The organism is Tsukamurella strandjordii (assembly GCF_039525985.1).
Lineage (GTDB): Bacteria > Actinomycetota > Actinomycetes > Mycobacteriales > Mycobacteriaceae > Tsukamurella > Tsukamurella strandjordii.
The window spans coordinates 113699-129509 of the sequence record NZ_BAAAII010000002.1 but is presented as its reverse complement, the minus strand read 5'-3'; the positions used below and the strand labels follow the sequence as shown (position 1 = coordinate 129509).

General features: G+C 70.5%; 16 protein-coding genes and 3 tRNA genes. 12 read left to right on the top strand and 7 right to left on the bottom strand.

Translation table 11 applies throughout. The features are described from left to right. The first annotated feature begins 32 nt into the window (after nt 1–32). The 5 genes from gltX (at nt 33) to ABD108_RS01365 (ending at nt 2324) form a co-directional block, all read left to right on the top strand. The gene (gltX, locus tag ABD108_RS01385; protein ID WP_343929034.1) at nt 33–1538 is read left to right on the top strand and encodes a glutamate--tRNA ligase; all 1506 of its coding nucleotides are present in this window, start codon (nt 33–35) and stop codon (nt 1536–1538) included. 92 nt (nt 1539–1630) lie between these two features. Next, nucleotides 1631–1702: transfer RNA gene (locus ABD108_RS01380), tRNA-Gln, on the top strand. 37 nt (nt 1703–1739) lie between these two features. Then, nucleotides 1740–1812: transfer RNA gene (locus ABD108_RS01375), tRNA-Glu, on the top strand. Between the two features lie 39 nt (nt 1813–1851). Next, a tRNA-Glu gene (locus tag ABD108_RS01370) sits at nt 1852–1924 on the top strand. Between the two features lie 58 nt (nt 1925–1982). Further along, nucleotides 1983–2324, top strand: a complete 342-nt coding sequence (locus ABD108_RS01365; RefSeq protein WP_343929033.1) for an inorganic pyrophosphatase — start codon at nt 1983–1985, stop codon at nt 2322–2324. 2 nt (nt 2325–2326) lie between these two features. On the opposite strand, the gene ABD108_RS01360 is transcribed toward ABD108_RS01365, so the two are convergent. Next, nucleotides 2327–3130 (bottom strand): LLM class flavin-dependent oxidoreductase, encoded by an 804-nt coding sequence (locus tag ABD108_RS01360; protein WP_220656025.1) that lies wholly within the window; start codon nt 3128–3130, stop codon nt 2327–2329. Nucleotides 3131–3202: 72 nt separating this feature from the next. Beyond that, nucleotides 3203–3928, bottom strand: coding sequence for an IclR family transcriptional regulator (locus tag ABD108_RS01355; protein ID WP_220656024.1), 726 nt, complete (start codon nt 3926–3928; stop codon nt 3203–3205). 86 nt (nt 3929–4014) lie between these two features. On the opposite strand from ABD108_RS01355, the gene leuC reads away from it, so the two are divergent. From leuC to ABD108_RS01340, 3 genes are all read left to right on the top strand, one after another. Next, nucleotides 4015–5460 carry a 3-isopropylmalate dehydratase large subunit gene (leuC, locus tag ABD108_RS01350; RefSeq protein WP_305111786.1) on the top strand — a complete coding sequence of 482 codons (1446 nt, stop codon included), beginning with the start codon at nt 4015–4017 and terminating at the stop codon, nt 5458–5460. A gap of 47 nt (nt 5461–5507) precedes the next feature. After that, nucleotides 5508–6095, top strand: coding sequence for a 3-isopropylmalate dehydratase small subunit (leuD, locus tag ABD108_RS01345; RefSeq protein WP_220656022.1), 588 nt, complete (start codon nt 5508–5510; stop codon nt 6093–6095). Nucleotides 6096–6264: 169 nt separating this feature from the next. Beyond that, complete coding sequence (locus ABD108_RS01340; RefSeq protein WP_220656021.1) at nt 6265–6966, top strand: HU family DNA-binding protein; 702 nt, start codon at nt 6265–6267, stop codon at nt 6964–6966. 28 nt (nt 6967–6994) lie between these two features. Here ABD108_RS01340 and ABD108_RS01335 read toward each other — a convergent pair whose 3' ends face one another. From ABD108_RS01335 to cofC, 3 genes are all read right to left on the bottom strand, one after another. Continuing rightward, on the bottom strand, nt 6995–7948 hold the full coding sequence (locus tag ABD108_RS01335) for an NUDIX hydrolase (protein WP_343929032.1): 954 nt from the start codon (nt 7946–7948) through the stop codon (nt 6995–6997). After that, the gene (locus ABD108_RS01330; RefSeq protein WP_374758701.1) at nt 7945–10059 is read right to left on the bottom strand and encodes an RNA degradosome polyphosphate kinase; all 2115 of its coding nucleotides are present in this window, start codon (nt 10057–10059) and stop codon (nt 7945–7947) included. Before ABD108_RS01330 ends, ABD108_RS01335 begins: the two co-directional genes overlap by 4 nt. 86 nt (nt 10060–10145) lie before the next feature. Then, nucleotides 10146–10820, bottom strand: a complete 675-nt coding sequence (gene cofC, locus ABD108_RS01325; RefSeq protein ID WP_343929031.1) for a 2-phospho-L-lactate guanylyltransferase — start codon at nt 10818–10820, stop codon at nt 10146–10148. Between the two features lie 120 nt (nt 10821–10940). Between cofC and ABD108_RS01320 the strand changes: the two genes are divergently transcribed. Further along, on the top strand, nt 10941–11972 hold the full coding sequence (locus ABD108_RS01320; RefSeq protein ID WP_343929030.1) for an NAD(P)H-dependent glycerol-3-phosphate dehydrogenase: 1032 nt from the start codon (nt 10941–10943) through the stop codon (nt 11970–11972). Between the two features lie 42 nt (nt 11973–12014). After that, nucleotides 12015–13103 (top strand): D-alanine--D-alanine ligase family protein, encoded by a 1089-nt coding sequence (locus ABD108_RS01315; RefSeq protein WP_220656016.1) that lies wholly within the window; start codon nt 12015–12017, stop codon nt 13101–13103. On the opposite strand, the gene ABD108_RS01310 is transcribed toward ABD108_RS01315, so the two are convergent. Further along, nucleotides 13104–13682, bottom strand: coding sequence for a DUF3515 domain-containing protein (locus ABD108_RS01310; RefSeq protein ID WP_343929029.1), 579 nt, complete (start codon nt 13680–13682; stop codon nt 13104–13106). Nucleotides 13683–13701: 19 nt separating this feature from the next. On the opposite strand from ABD108_RS01310, the gene ABD108_RS01305 reads away from it, so the two are divergent. Then, entirely contained in the window at nt 13702–14724 is a 1023-nt protein-coding gene (locus ABD108_RS01305) for a thiamine-phosphate kinase (RefSeq protein ID WP_305111781.1), read from the top strand. Next, a complete protein-coding gene (locus ABD108_RS01300; protein WP_305111780.1) occupies nt 14724–15419 on the top strand; it encodes a uracil-DNA glycosylase in 696 nt (231 codons plus the stop codon). The genes ABD108_RS01305 and ABD108_RS01300 overlap by 1 nt, the downstream gene beginning before the upstream one ends. A 60-nt stretch (nt 15420–15479) precedes the next feature. Here ABD108_RS01300 and rpmB read toward each other — a convergent pair whose 3' ends face one another. Then, the gene (gene rpmB, locus ABD108_RS01295; RefSeq protein WP_013127447.1) at nt 15480–15671 is read right to left on the bottom strand and encodes a 50S ribosomal protein L28; all 192 of its coding nucleotides are present in this window, start codon (nt 15669–15671) and stop codon (nt 15480–15482) included. Nucleotides 15672–15811: the final 140 nt, after the last annotated feature.

Genomic DNA, 15811 nt, shown 5'->3' with positions numbered 1-15811 from the left:
TCCGCGTGTGCACGGCGACTACCCTGGTAGCCGTGACTGAGCTCCCCTCGAACCCCGCCGTCCGCGTGCGCTTCTGCCCGTCGCCCACTGGTATCCCGCACGTGGGCATGGTGCGCACCGCGCTGTTCAACTTCGCGCACGCCCGCCATACCGGCGGCACCTTCGTCTTCCGCATCGAGGACACCGATGCCGCCCGCGACAGCGAGGAGAGCTACGCCGCGATCCTGGAATCGCTGCGCTGGCTGGGCCTGAACTGGGATGAGGGCCCCGAGGTGGGCGGCCCCTACGGCCCCTACCGGCAGTCCGAGCGCAAGGACCTGCACCTGGACGTGGTGCGCAAGCTGCTGGACGCGGGCCTGGCCTACGAGGCCTTCTCCACCCCCGAGGAGGTGGAGGCGCGGCACGTGGCCGCCGGCCGCAACCCGAAGCTGGGCTACGACAACTTCGATCGCGACCTCACGCAGGAGCAGCGGGCGGCGTTCATCGCCGAGGGCCGCAGCCCCGTGGTGCGGCTGCGGATGCCCGATCGCGATCTCGCATGGAACGACATGGTGCGCGGTGAGACCAGTTTCGCCGCCGGCAGCGTGCCCGATTTCGCGCTCACCCGCGCGAACGGCGACCCGCTGTACACCCTGGTCAACCCCGTCGACGACGCGCTGATGAAGATCACCCACGTGCTGCGCGGCGAGGACCTGCTCAGCTCCACCCCGCGGCAGATCGCGCTGTACGAGGCGCTGCAGCAGATCGGTGTGGCCGATTTCACCCCCGAGTTCGGGCACTTGCCGTTCGTGATGGGCGAGGGCAACAAGAAGCTCTCCAAGCGCGATCCGGAGTCGAACCTCTTCCACCACCGCGACCGCGGCTTCATCCCCGAGGGACTGCTGAACTACCTCGCGCTGCTCGGCTGGGGCATCTCCGCCGACAACGACGTCTTCAGCCTCGACGAGATGATCGCCGCCTTCGACGTGCACCGGGTGAACTCGAATCCCGCCCGCTTCGACCAGAAGAAGGCCGATGCGATCAACGCCGAGCACATCCGCCTACTCACCGCCGAGGACTTCGCCGCCCGCCTGCGCGCCTTCCTCATCGAGCGCGGGCACGTCACCGATGCGCAGCTGGGACCGGAGTTCGCCACGGCGGCCGATCTGGTGCAGACCCGCATCGTGGTGCTGGGCGACGCCTGGGACCTGCTGAAGTTCCTCTACGTGGACGAGGCCGAGTTCACGGTCGATCCCGCCGCGGCCGCGAAGAACATCAAGGCCGATGCCGGCCAGGTGCTCGACGCCGCCTCCGAGGCGCTCGCCGGACTCGACGCGTGGACCACCGAGGCCATCGAGGCGGCGCTCAAGGGCAAGCTGATCGACGAGCTGGAGCTCAAGCCCCGCAAGGCCTACGCCCCGATCCGCGTGGGCGTCACCGGTTCGCCCGTGAGCCCCCCGCTGTTCGAATCGCTGGAGCTGCTGGGGCGCGAGCGCACCCTGGGCCGGCTGGCCTCGGCGCGTGCGCTGGTGCCCGCCGACGGTGCCGCGGGCCAGTAGGGGTTGACCAGCCGATTTGGCGTATCCGTTTCCGGTGGGTACGCTGAATCGCGGCTCAAAACGGGGTTGGAAACATCCCCGAGGCGAGTCATTGGCCTATGGTGTAATTGGCAACACAGCTGATTCTGGTTCAGCCATTCTAGGTTCGAGTCCTGGTAGGCCAGCGTGACAACGCTTCTGCGCGAGTGGAAGCGTGTCCTAGCCCCCGTCGTCTAGCGGCCTAGGACGCCGCCCTCTCACGGCGGTAGCGTGGGTTCGAATCCCATCGGGGGTACGTTCGATGTCGGTTGTGCTACCTTCATCGGCAGTTCTAGCCCCCGTCGTCTAGCGGCCTAGGACGCCGCCCTCTCACGGCGGTAGCGTGGGTTCGAATCCCATCGGGGGTACGCAGACGGAAGGCCCGGACCACACGGTCCGGGCCTTCCGCGTTCTCCAGGAGTGCTCATGGCCGACACCGACTTCTTCGCCGCACTCGACGGCCTGCTCGCCTCGAGCGCGGTGGTGATCGACCGCCCGCGCGGTACGGGGCACCCGCGATACCCGGCGATCGTCTACCCCGTGGACTACGGCTACCTCGACGGCACTGTGTCGGGCGACGGGCAGGGCATCGACCTGTTCCGCGGCACCGGCGCCGGACGGGGCGTGGTGGGCGCCTTCGTCATCGTCGATCCCGGCAAGCGGGACACCGAGATCAAGCTCCTCGTGGACTGCTCCGCCACCGAGATCGATGCCGTGGACGGCCTTCTCGGCCGGCTCTCGCTGCCCCGGGCGTACCTCGCCCGGTGAGATCAGCGGTCGCGCAGCCGCTGCACCGCGGGGGCCATCGCATCCATCAGCTCCGAGCTCACCGTGAAACAGGAGATGCCGAACCGGTCACGGCGTTCGATCAGCTTGGCGCACAGGTCGTCGGGGTCGCCGGGGAGCCAGGCGAGGGAGTCGCGTTCGGCCAGCCCGTCGGCGTGCGGCCCGAGGAAGTGTCGCGCGAAGGGCGGAACGTCGTCGCCGATCGCGAAGATCGACGAGGCGATCTCGACCCGGTCGGGCAGCGCCGAGGTGATCGCCTCGGCCTCGTCCGGCGTGGCCCCGGGGCTGATCGCCAGGGCGATGGTGTCGGCGCGGTCGGCGGCCAGGCGCAGGGCCTTGGGCCCGCCCGCCGCGACGAGAACCGGTGTGTGCGGCCCGGAGCCGTCCGCGGCGTCGAGGGCGTCGAGGGTGGCCGCCACCCGGGCCAGGCGCTCCGAGCCGGTGCCGAAGGGCACGCCGAGCGCCTCGGCATCCGCCGCCACATCCGGTCGTCCTGTGCCGATGCCGAATCGGAAGCGCCCGCCCGAGGTGGTCGCGAGGGAGTGCGCCTGCCAGGCCACATGCCGGGGATCGTGGAGCGGGGAAGCCAGCACGAAGGTGCCCACCTCCAGGGTGACGGTGGCGCCCAATGCCACCCCCGCGGAGGTCATCCCGTCGGGCAGCGGGTGGTTCTCGGGGAGGAACAGGCGGTGGAACCCCGCGGCCTCCACCGCGCGGGCCACATCGGGCCACGGGCCCTGGCCGGGAACGGGCATGGCGGTGACGCCGAAACGGAACGGATGCGGCATGAGGAGACCTCCGGGGCGGACGAATGTGCTCGCGTTCCACGCTACGCCCGCGGGACCGCTCCGCGCCGGTGGTCAGAGCCTGCGCTGCAGCGCTTCCGCGGCCTGGAGGAGGTCGGCCGCCCAGCGGGCGCCGGGGCGCCGCCCCATGCGGTCGATCGGCCCCGAAACGGAGATCGCGGCGATCACCTCGCCGCGGGCGTCCCGTACGGGGGCCGAGACACTCGCGACGCCCGCCTCCCGCTCGCCGGCGCTCTGCGCCCAGCCGCGCTTGCGGACCTCGGCGAGGGTGCGGTCGCTGAACGGCGCCTCGGTGGTGTCCGTCCACGCCGTGAGCACCTTCGCGCCGGATCCGGCGGTCATCGGCAGGCGGGTGCCCACGGGGACGGTGTCGCGCAGACCCGACGGAGGTTCCGCCGCCGCCACGCACACGCGGTGGTCGCCCTCGCGTCGGTACAACTGCACCGATTCGCCGGTGATCTCGCGCAACCGCGGCAGCACCATCACGGCGGCGTCGACGAGGGTGTCCGTGGTGCTGGCGGCCAACTCCCGCAGGGCGGTTCCGGGGCGCCAGAGCCCGTCTCCGTCGCGTGCGAGCAGGCCGTGCAGCTCCAGTCCCACGGCCAGACGGTGCGCCGTGGCCCGGGGGAGTCCGGTGCGCGCGCAGAGATCGGCGAGGCTCGCGGGCTCCTCGGCGGCGGCTCGCAGTACGGCCACCGACTTGTCGAGCACTCCGATGCCGCTCACCGGGGCGTGAGCCGGACTTTCGGTAGCGTCGGCCAGTGAGCTATTCTGTCCCATAGTTCGATACTAAGCTCTCGCATGGTGGGATTCAACGCGCAGCCCGCGTCCACCGGCGGAGCCCGATCGTAGGAGCAGGTGGAACCATGCAGCCGCGCACCATGGCCGAGAAGGTCTGGGACCAGCACGTCGTCGTCAAGGGATCGGGCGAGGGCGCCTCGCGTGAACCCGATCTCATCTACATCGACCTGCACCTCGTGCACGAGGTCACCAGCCCCCAGGCCTTCGACGGACTGCGCCTGGCCGGGCGGAAGGTGCGCCGGCCGGACCTCACCATCGCCACCGAGGACCACAACGTGCCCACCGACACGCTGGTCCAGCCCATCGCGGACGAGGTCTCCCGCACCCAGGTCGAGACCCTGCGCCGCAACTGCGCCGAATTCGGCGTGCGCCTGCACTCGATGGGCGACGGCGAACAGGGCATCGTGCACGTGATGGGACCGCAGCTGGGCCTCACCCAGCCGGGAATGACGGTGGTGTGCGGCGACAGCCACACCTCCACCCACGGCGCCTTCGGCGCGATCGCCATGGGCATCGGCACCTCCGAGGTCGAGCACGTGCTCGCCACGCAGACGCTGCCGCTCAAGCCCTTCAAGACGATGGCGATCAACGTGACCGGCGAGCTGCAGCCCGGTGTCACCTCCAAGGACCTGATCCTGGCGATCATCGCGAAGATCGGCACCGGCGGCGGTCAGGGCTACGTCTTGGAGTACCGCGGCAGCGCCATCGAGAAGCTCTCGATGGAGGCCCGGATGACCATCTGCAACATGTCGATCGAGGCCGGTGCCCGCGCGGGACTGATCGCCCCGGATCAGATCACCTACGACTACATCCAGGGCCGCGAGCACGCGCCCAAGGGGGAGCTGTGGGACGAGGCCGTCGCGGCGTGGGACGCCCTGCGTACCGATGAGGGCGCCGTTTTCGACGCCGAGGTCGACATCGACGGCAGCGCGCTCACCCCGTTCGTCACCTGGGGCACCAACCCCGGTCAGGGCCTGCCGCTGAGCGGTTCGGTGCCCGATCCGGAATCCTTCGGGTCCGACGGTGAGCGGGAGACCGCCGCGAAGGCACTGCAGTACATGGGGCTCGAGCCCGGCACGCCGCTGCGCGAGATCGCCGTGGACACCGTGTTCGTGGGATCGTGCACCAACGGCCGGATCGAGGATCTGCGCGCCGTGGCCGAGATCCTGCGTGGGCGCACCATCGCCGAGGGCGTCCGAATGCTGGTGGTACCGGGTTCGATGCGCGTGCGCGCACAGGCCGAAGAGGAGGGCCTGGGGCAGATCTTCCTCGACGCGGGCGCCGAGTGGCGCCAGGCCGGATGCTCGATGTGCTTGGGAATGAACCCCGATCAGCTGGCACCGGGGGAGCGCTCCGCGTCCACCTCGAACCGCAATTTCGAGGGGCGGCAGGGCAAGGGCAGCCGCACGCACCTCGTCTCACCCGCGGTGGCCGCGGCCACCGCCGTGCGCGGCACCCTCTCCGCGCCCGCCGATCTGGCCCCCCTCGACCTCGCGGCCGCCGGCGCCTGACCGCCGCCACCGCCCGAGACCTCAGTCGTACCTAGGAGACACCCCCGATGGAAGCCATCGTCACCCACACCGGAATCGGCGTCCCCCTGCGCCGTACCAACGTCGATACCGACCAGATCATCCCCGCCGTGTACCTGAAGCGGGTCACGCGCACCGGATTCGAGGACGGCCTGTTCTCGGCCTGGCGCACCGATCCGAACTTCATCCTCAACACCGCTCCCTACGACCGCGGCTCCGTCCTCGTGGCAGGGCCGGATTTCGGCACCGGCAGCTCCCGCGAGCACGCCGTGTGGGCCCTGATGGACTACGGCTTCCGCGTGGTCATCTCATCCCGCTTCGCCGATATCTTCCGCGGTAACTCGGGCAAAGCCGGTCTAGTGGCCGCTCTGGTCGAGCAGGAGAACGTGGAACTGCTCTGGAAAGCCCTCGAGAACGAGCCCGGTTTGGAGGTCACCGTGGACCTCGAGGACCGCACGGTGACCGCTGGGGACCTTGTGGTCCCGTTCACCATCGACGATCCGGTTCGCCATCGGCTGATGGCCGGATTGGACGATATCGGCATCACTTTGCAGCAGGTCGACGCCATCACGGAATACGAAAACCACAGGCCTGCATATAAACCCGTCACTATTTAGTGTGACTCAATTGCGTGCGGCGGCCCCGGATCGAACCGGTGCCGCCGCACGCGATTCCGACACACCCTGGATCAAATATGGCGTGGCACTTGGATTGAATGCAATCCTGCGTTTACGGTATCCGTAGTTGGCTCAGCGGTGAGCCACCGACTGCAGAGGAAAAGCGTTCATGAACAAGGCAGAACTCATTGAGGAGCTCACCGAGAAGCTGGGCACCGACCGACGCACCGCCGGTGCCGCCGTCGAGGCGATCGTGGACACCATCGTCCGCGCGGTCCACGCCGGTGACTCGGTGACCATCACCGGTTTCGGCGTCTTCGAGCAGCGCAAGCGCGCCGCTCGGGTGGCTCGTAACCCGCGTACCGGCGAGACCGTCAAGGTCAAGCCCACGTCCGTGCCCGCCTTCCGGCCGGGTGCGCAGTTCAAGGCCGTGATCTCGGGTGCCGCCAAGCTCCCGGCCTCCGGCCCGGCCGTGCGCCGCAGCTCCGCCACCGCGACCCCCACGAAGGCCGCGAAGAAGACGGCGGCGAAGAAGGCTCCCGCCAAGAAGGCCGCACCGGCGAAGAAGACCGCCGCCAAGAAGGCCGCACCCGCGAAGAAGGCTCCGGCCAAGAAGGCTCCCGCCAAGAAGGTCGTGCCCGCGAAGAAGGCTCCGGCCAAGAAGACCGTGACCAAGGCCGCACCCGCGAAGAAGGCTCCGGCCAAGAAGACCGTGACCAAGGCCGCACCCGCGAAGAAGGCTCCGGCCAAGAAGGCTCCCGCCAAGAAGGCCGCGCCCGCGAAGAAGGCTCCGGCCAAGAAGGCCGCGACCAAGGCTCCGGCCAAGAAGGCGCCTGCCAAGAAGGCTCCCGCCAAGAAGGGCAAGAAGTAACGATTCCCGCCCACTGCCCCTGGACGCCTCAGTGCTCCAGGGGCAGTGGCGTGTCTATGTGATCCGCGGTGAGCAGCACGCCGTCGGCCGTGGTCACCACCCAGACGCTCGCCTTACGGTTGCGGGCGGCGGGCAGGCGCACATCGTCGGCTCCCGCCCACCAGGCGGTGAGGTCCGGGATCACCCCGCCCTGGCTGCACACCACGGGCACGATCCCCGAACGCTCGCCCTCCCGGGCGATCTCACGGATGCGTCGGTGCGCCGCGGCCGGATCCCGTGCATAGGCCTGTTCGGAGACGGTGGGCTCCTCGACGATCGGCAGGACCGATTCCTCGGCGAGCGGCTCGAGCGTCTGCTGGCACCGCACCGGCGGGGCAGACAGCAGCCTCCCGGGGCCGAAGGCGCCGCACAGGTCCACCAGGGCCTCGGCCTGGGCCCGCCCGTGCCGATCCAGCGGTCGCGCGAGATCGTCGCCCTGGTAACCCTGTTTGCGGCCCGCCTTGGCGTGCCGCACGATCAGCATCGTCGCCGTCGACGACGGCTGCTTGCCGAACTCCCGCAGGATGCGTTGGTCCATCGAGTAGGTGAGCAGCTTGCCGCCCTCCTTCACCGAGCCCCAGCGCAGCTCGTCGGTCTCCTCGTTCGGGACGAACTCACCCGTGCCCGCCAGAGCGGACCAGTACACGACCCGCTTGCGCGCGGTGGCGCCGCTGCCGCCGTGCCGCTTGCGCCGGGGCACGTCGTAGGCCACCTTGCCCACGGCGCGCACGAACCGGGCCCGGAAACCGGTCTCCTCGACCACCTCCCGCAGCCCACCCACGACGGGATGCTCGTCGGCCTCCACGTGCCCCTTGGGCAGCGACCAGTCGTCGTAGCGCGGACGATGCACCAGGGCCACCTCGGGCCCCGCCGGGCCGGGGCGCCACAGCACGCCCCCGGCCGCGTGCACCACCGGGCGGGTGTCCTTGCCGCGACCGCTCATCGGCGGCCGGCGCGGTGTGCGCGCATGAGCTCCCGCTGATGATCTCGCACGGGGTCGCCCGGGGTGGGGGAGGCGTTCCAGTTGCCGTCGGCGTCCAGCACCCAGCACCGGGTCGCGGGATCCAGTGCGGAGTCGAAGATGTCACCGAGTTGCTGGGTGAGGCGCGGATCCTTGACCTGGGCCATCACCTCGATGCGCCGGTCCAGGTTGCGGTGCATCATGTCGGCACTGCCGATCCAGAACTCGCCCGCGCCACGGAAGTGCAGGATCCGCGAATGCTCCAGGAACTGCCCCAGAATCGACCGCACGGTGATGTTCTCACTCACCCCCGGCATACCCGGCCGCAGCGCACAGATCCCGCGCACCACCACCTGCACGGGCACGCCCGCCTGGCTGGCGCGGTAGAGCGCATCGATCACCTGCTCGTCGACCAGAGCGTTGGCCTTGAGTCGGATTCCGGATTCCTTACCCGCCCGGTGCAGCTCGATCTCGTCGTCGATCCGGTCGATGATCCCGGACCGCACACCGTGTGGTGCAACCAACAGGTTCCGGTACTCCTCCTTGCGGGAGTAGCCGGTGAGCCGGTTGAACAGGTCCGTGAGATCGGCGCCCAGATCGGGATCGGCCGTCAGCAGGCCGACGTCCTCGTAGAGCCGCGCCGTCTTCGGGTTGTAGTTGCCCGTACCGATGTGGCAGTACCGGCGGATGTGCGATCCCTCGCGGCGCACCACCAGGCAGGTCTTGCAGTGCGTCTTGAGGCCGACCAGACCGTAGACAACGTGCACGCCCGCCTGTTCCAGCTTCCGGGCCCACTTGATGTTGGCCTGCTCGTCGAACCGCGCCTTGATCTCCACCAGCGCCACCACCTGCTTGCCGGCCTCGGCGGCGTCGATCAGCGCATCGACGATCGGCGAGTCGCCCGAGGTGCGGTACAGGGTCTGCTTGATGGCCAGCACCTGCGGATCGGCGGCGGCCTGTTCGATGAAGCGCTGCACGCTCGTCGAGAACGAGTCGTACGGATGGTGCACCAGGACATCGCCTTCCCGGAGCGTGGAGAACACGCTCTTCGGCGTCTCCCGCTCGCCGAAGGCGGGGTGCGTGACCGGGACGAAGGGGGCGTCCTTGAGCGCCGGACGATCCACGCCGTACAGCTGGAACATGCAATTGAGATCCAGCAGTCCCGGCACGGTGATCACATCGGCGGGGTCCACGTCCAATTCGCGCAGCAGCAGCTCCAACATGTGCTCGGACATGTCCTCGGCCACCTCGAGGCGCACGGGCGAGCCGAACCGGCGGCGTGCCAGTTCCCGCTCCAGGGCCTGCAGCAGGTCCTCGTCGCGGTCCTCCTCGACCTCGAAATCCGCGTTGCGCGTGATGCGGAAGACGTGATGCTCGACCACGGTCATCCCGGGGAACAGCACATCGAGATGTGCGGCGATGAGGTCCTCCATCGGGAGCACCGCGTTGTCCATCCGGTCGGCCCGCACGGTCACGAGCCGATCGACGTTGTCCGGCACCTTGATGCGGGCGAAGTGCTCGCCGCCCGACGTGGCATCGCGCACCGCCACCGCCAGATTCAGCGACAGTCCGCTGATGTACGGGAAGGGATGCGCAGGATCGACCGCGAGGGGAGTCAGCACCGGGAAGACCTGCGTGTGGAAGTACTCCGCGAGCCGCTCGCGTTCCTCCGCCGACAGATCGTCCCACCGCAGCACCGAGATGCCCTGCGCCGCCAGCTCCGGGCGCACGGCGTCGCTGAAGACCAGGGCGTGCTTGCGGGAGAGCTCCTGCGTGCGCTGCGAGATGAGCCGCAGCTGCTCGCGCGGCGACATGCCGTCGGCCGACCGCACCGACAGCCCCATCTGGTCGCGCCGCTTGAGCCCGGCCACCCGCACCATGAAGAACTCGTCCAGGTTCGAGGCGAAGATCGCCAGGAACTTCGCGCGCTCCAGCAGCGGCTGCGAGGCGTCCTCGGCCATCGCGAGCACGCGGGCGTTGAAGTCGAGCCAGCTGAGTTCGCGGTTGAGGTACCGGTCCTCGGGAAGATCACTGGCGGCCTCCGTGGGGGCCGCCGGCGGCGCCGCGGGGATGGCGGTGATCCGCCCGGGCAGAACCGAGGCCGGCTCGGATTGCGGCGCCGGTTCGGGCGCGGGATCGGGGGACTGCGGCTCGTTGGTCACCGCCCCATTCTGTCGTATCAGCAGCGCGAGTTCGACGCGATGCCGGGATCGCAGGCGGCGATCGCCGCGGTGGTGTGAACTCCCAGCGCCGTGGGGGCCTTCAGATCGGCCGGGGTGTCGATGTCGGAGCGCAGGCCGGGCCACGGTCCGGCGAGGGCGAGCGCCCCGCCACCGGCGTGCGCGGACGCGGAATCCGGTCCGAACGCGGGGCGCAGCGCGTCGCCGGCGGGACTGAACAGCGCGGCCGTCCCGGTCCCGGCACGGTCGGGAACGAAGGCTCGGCGGCCACCGGCCGCCGCGAGGAAGGCCCGCAGCTCGTCGACGCTGACGCCCGGCAGGTCGGGCTGCAGGGCCAGCACGGCCACCTCGCCCTCCGCCCCCGCCGCCGCCGCCCCCGCGGACAGGGCGGCGTTCAGCCCGCCCGGAGAGGGCTCGGGTACCGAGCGGGCACCCGCGTCGGCCGCGGCGGCCCGCACCGCGGGATCGGGCGAGACCACGTACGCGGCAGTGATCTCCGGCACGGCGAGCGCCGCGGCGAGCACATCGCGCAGCATCGCCAGCACCAGCCCCGGTACCGCCTCGCGGTGGCCGTCGCCGGGCGCGGCGAACCGCGATTTCGCGGTGTCCAGCGCCTTGACGGCGGTGACGACCACGAGGGCGGGAGGCGCATCGGCGCCACGCGGTGCGGTCATGACCACCAATCTAGGCGGGCCGAACCCGGCCTGCCGACTGCGGGCGGGAGATACGCTCAACGTCGGGCTTCCGTCGCGGCAGGGCGGGATGCGGAACGCGATGCGAGAAGGGTGGGCCGAATGGTCGACGTTGCAGTGATGGGCGCCGGATCCTTCGGCACCGCGATGGCGAAGGTCTTCGCCGAGGCCACCCGTCCGGAACCGCACCGCGTCACCATGTGGTGCCGCCGCCAGGAGGTCGCCGATCAGATCAACGCGACCCGCATCAACGCGCAGTACCTGCCGGAGGGCGTGCTCCCCGAGAACCTCACCGCCACCCACGATCCCGAGGAGGCGATGCGCGGCGCGGGGCTGGTGGTGCTCGCCGTGCCCTCGCAGACCTTGCGCGCCAACCTCGCGGACTGGGGCCACCTGATCCCGCCGGACGTCACGGTGCTCAATCTCGCGAAGGGTATCGAGATCGGCACGCTGAACCGGATGAGCGAGGTGGTCGCCGAGGCGGCCGACATCGACCGCGACCGGATCGCCGTGCTCACGGGACCGAATTTCGCGAAGGAGATCGCCAAGCGTCAGCCGACGCTCGCCGTGATCGCCTCCACCAACGAGCGGCGCGCCCAGCACACCCAGTACCTCGTGCGCACCGACTACTTCCGGCCGTACACCAACGACGACGTGATCGGTTGCGAGATCGGCGGCGCCACCAAGAACGTGATCGCCCTGGTGTGCGGCATCGCCTCGGGCATCAACCTCGGCGAGAACTCGCGCGCGGCCATCATCACCCGCGGCCTGGCCGAGACGCTGCGGCTCGGCACCGCCCTGGGCGCGCAGCCGCTCACCCTCGCGGGGCTCGCGGGTGTGGGCGATCTGGTGGCCACCTGCAGCTCACCGCAGTCCCGCAACTTCAGCTTCGGCGCGCGGCTCGGCCAGGGGATGACCGTCGACCAGGCGCAGGCGGCCGCGCACGGCCAGGTGGCCGAGGGTGCCAAATCCTGTATCTCCATCGCCGATCTCGCACGCAAGGTGGGCGTCGAGATGCCGCTCACGGAGGCGGTGCGCGCGGTCTGTTACGACGGTGTGCCCGTCTCCCGTGCCATCGACGACCTGCTCAATCGCGATGTCGGTGGGGAGTGGCATCAGCCGACCAGTGCGTAACCACGTGGCCCCGGCCGGGGCGCACCCGTAAGGTGGTCTGCCGTGACGGACTCGCGGATCAAGGTGGCAGTGGTTTTCGGCGGACGCAGCAGCGAGCACGCTGTCTCGTGCGTCTCGGCGGGCAGCATCCTCGGTCACCTCGATCCCGAGCGCTACGAGGTGGTGCCGGTGGGCATCACCTCGTCCGGTTCGTGGGTGCTCTCCGATGCCGACGCGCAGAGCCTGCGGTTCGCCGACCGCGCGCTGCCGAGCGTGCCCGAGGGGCCGACCGATCTGGCCCTGCTCCCCGGCGCCGAGCTGGTCTCCGTCTCGTCCGATGCGGCCGGCTCCGTGCTCGGTTCGGTCGATGTGGTCTTCCCTGTGCTGCACGGCCCGTACGGCGAGGACGGCACCCTGCAGGGGCTGTTGGAGATGGTGGGCGTGCCCTACGTGGGGGCCGGTGTGCTGGCCTCCGCGGCGGGCATGGACAAGGAGTTCGCGAAGAAACTCCTCGCCGCCGACGGCTTGCCGGTGGGCGACTTCCACGTGCTGCGCCAGCGCGACACCGAGGTGCCCGCCGACGTCCTGCATCGGCTCGGCCTGCCGCTGTTCGTCAAGCCCGCGCGGGGAGGATCGTCGATCGGCATCACCCGGGTCACCGATCTGGCGGCGTTGCCCGCCGCGATCGCCGAGGCCCGCCGGTGGGATCCGAAGGTGATCATCGAGGCCGCCGTGATCGGCCGTGAGGTGGAGATCGGTGTGCTGGAGCGCCCCGACGGCACCGTGCACGCGTCCGCGATCGCCGAGATCGAGATGGCCGCCGACGCGGAGCACTCGTTCTACGACTTCGAGACCAAGTACCTCGACGACCGGGCGCAGTACACCGTGCCCGCGAATCTCACCGACGACGAGGCCGCCGCGATCGGCGACCTGGCGGTGCGGGCCTTCCACGCCTTCGACGGCCAGGGCCTGGCCCGCGTGGACTTCTTCCAGACCGCCGACGGTCCGGTGATCAACGAGGTCAACACCATGCCGGGATTCACCTCCACCTCGATGTACCCGCGGATGTGGGCCGAATCGGGTGTGGGCTACGCCGAGCTGCTGAGCCTGCTGATCGACACGGCGCTCGCCCGCGGCACCGGCCTGCGCTGACTAGCGGCCCAGGTCGAGCGACGCGGCCTGGAGGTTCGCCCTGATCGCATCGGAGACGGCCTGGATCGCGGCGGTACCGGCGCTGTCGGGTACCCAGAGCGCCACGTAGGGCCGGTGATCCACCGCGACCCAGTAGGCGCCGCCGTTCGGGGCGGGCGCGCCCGCGGGCGTCGACTGCAGCCATTGGACCCCGTTGACCACCTGCAGCTTCGAGGTGTTGGTCAGGTCGGTCGGGCGATCGGTACCGCAGCGCACCTCGACGGCGCCGGCCTTATCGCTGGTCCAGCGGGCGAAGCCCGTGGGTTCGGTGGTGTCGTCGCGGCGGAAGACGCCCAGCTCCGCGGGGATCGCCGCGAGCAGTTTCCCGCACGCGGGTTCGCCGGCGGCGGGAGCCGAGACCGACTTCAGGTGGCCCGCCTCGGCGGTCGCGCGCAACTCGCCCTCCTTCTGCTGGGCGAGCACGAGGAAGACGGCGAAGCAGACGATCACCGCCACGGGGAGTGCCACGACCGTCGCCAGGAGGGCGGGGCTGCGGCGCTGGCGGGGCTCGGGGGCCTTGGTCTCGTCTGCGTTGTCCACGTTCGATACGGTAGCCGCGATGACATCTACGGGCCCGGGCCGGGCCGGGCAGCCGCCCGCGCGCACCGTCGCCGAACTGGGCGAGGAGGGCGTGATCGCGCTCGCCACGGCGCCGATCGGTCCCGATCCGCGGGTGCTCCTCGGCCCCGGTGACGATGCGGCCGTCGTGGCCGCCCCGGACGGCCGAGTGGTGATCTCCTCCGACGCCCTCGTCGAGGGGCGACACTTCCGGTTCGAGCTGACCACGGCGGAGCACGTGGGGCGCCGCGCGATCGCGCAGAACGCGGCCGATATCGCGGCCATGGGCGCGGTGTGCACCGGCTTCACGGTGACGCTGGGCTGCCCGCCCGCGACTCCCGAGCACGTCGTGGCAGGCATCTCGCGGGGGATCGCGCGCGGCGCCCGCGATGCCGGCGGAGCGGTGGCGGGCGGAGACGTGGTGCGCACCGAGCAGGTGCTGCTGGCGATCACCGCGCTCGGCGATCTGCAGGGCCGCGCGCCGGTGCTGCTGTCGGGTGCCCGCGCCGGCGATGTGGTGGCGGTGTGCGGAACCCTGGGGCGATCGGCCGCTGGCCTGGCCGCCCTGGATGCCGGGCGCGCGGACGATTTCCCGGAGATCGTCGAGATCTACCGCTGCCCGGTGCCGCCGCTCGCCGCCGGGCCGGGCGCCGCCGAGGCGGGGGCCACCGCGATGACCGACGTCTCCGACGGGCTGCTCCGGGACGCCCGCGCCCTGGCCGCCGCGAGCGGCGTCCGGATCGAGCTCGACGGTGCCGCCCTGCGCCCGGACCCACTGCTGCTGGCCTGCGCATCCGCGCTCGGCGCGGACGCCGACCACTGGATCCGCACCGGCGGCGAGGATCACGCCCTGCTGGCGACCTTCCCGCCTGCGACGGTGCCGGACGGGTGGCGCGAGATCGGTACCGTCCGGGACGCCGACGGTGCGCCGGGCACCGTCACCGTCGACGGTGCGGCCGGGCCCGAGCGGGGCGGCTGGAACACCTTCGACAGCGACACCGAGGACGGCGGAGAGGGACTGTGATGACGGCGAGACCACTGGCGGAGACCGTCGAGGCGGGCTGGGCCCGGGCGTTGGAGCCGGTCGCCGGCGACATCGCGGCGATGGGGGAGTTCCTCCGCGCCGAGATCGCCGCGGGCCGCAGCTACCTGCCCGCGGGCGAGAACGTGCTGCGCGCCTTCACCCAGCCCTTCGACGAGGTGCGGGTGCTCATCGTGGGCCAGGATCCGTACCCCACGCCGGGACACGCTGTGGGCCTGTCTTTCTCGGTCGATCCCGCGGTGCGGCCGGTGCCCCGCAGTCTGCAGAACATCTATCAGGAGTACACGGCCGATCTCGGCCTGCCCGCGCCGGCGAACGGCGATCTCTCGCCGTGGGCGCAGCAGGGTGTGCTGCTGTTGAACAGGGTGCTGACGGTGCGCCCGGGCGAGCCCGCCTCCCATCGGAAGAAGGGATGGGAGAAGGTGACCGAGTGCGCCATCGATGCGCTCGTGGCTCGGGACGCGCCGCTCGTCGCGATCCTGTGGGGCCGTGATGCCGCTTCGCTGGGGCCGCGGCTGGGCGACACCCCGCGGATCGAGTCGGTGCATCCGTCGCCGTTGTCGGCCTCGCGTGGCTTCTTCGGCTCGCGCCCGTTCTCCCGGGCCAACGAGGCGCTCGCCGGACTGGGCGCCGAGCCCGTCGACTGGCGCCTACCGCACCTCGCCGAGGTGCGCTGAAACGAGAAAGAGGGCCCGCGACCGGTTGGTCGCGGGCCCTCTGTCAGTCTTGTCGCGGAATCAGCCGCGGACGACCTTGCCGGCCTTGATGCACGAGGTGCACACGTTCAGGCGCTTGGTCTGACCGGGCGCCACCTGGGCACGCACGGTCTGGATGTTCGGGTTCCACCGGCGATTGGTACGCCGATGCGAGTGCGACACCGACTTACCGAAGCCGGGGCCCTTGTCGCAGACGTCGCAGACGGCAGCCATGTCGTGTACTCCTCGCAATAGATGTATCTGTCGTTCCGCCTCGGTGGTCGGGTCTCGATGGACACGCCCGGACGCGAGGCAACCCTGCAATCATAGACCCATAACGGTCCACGCGACAAACCGCTCCGGCAGCCCTCGGC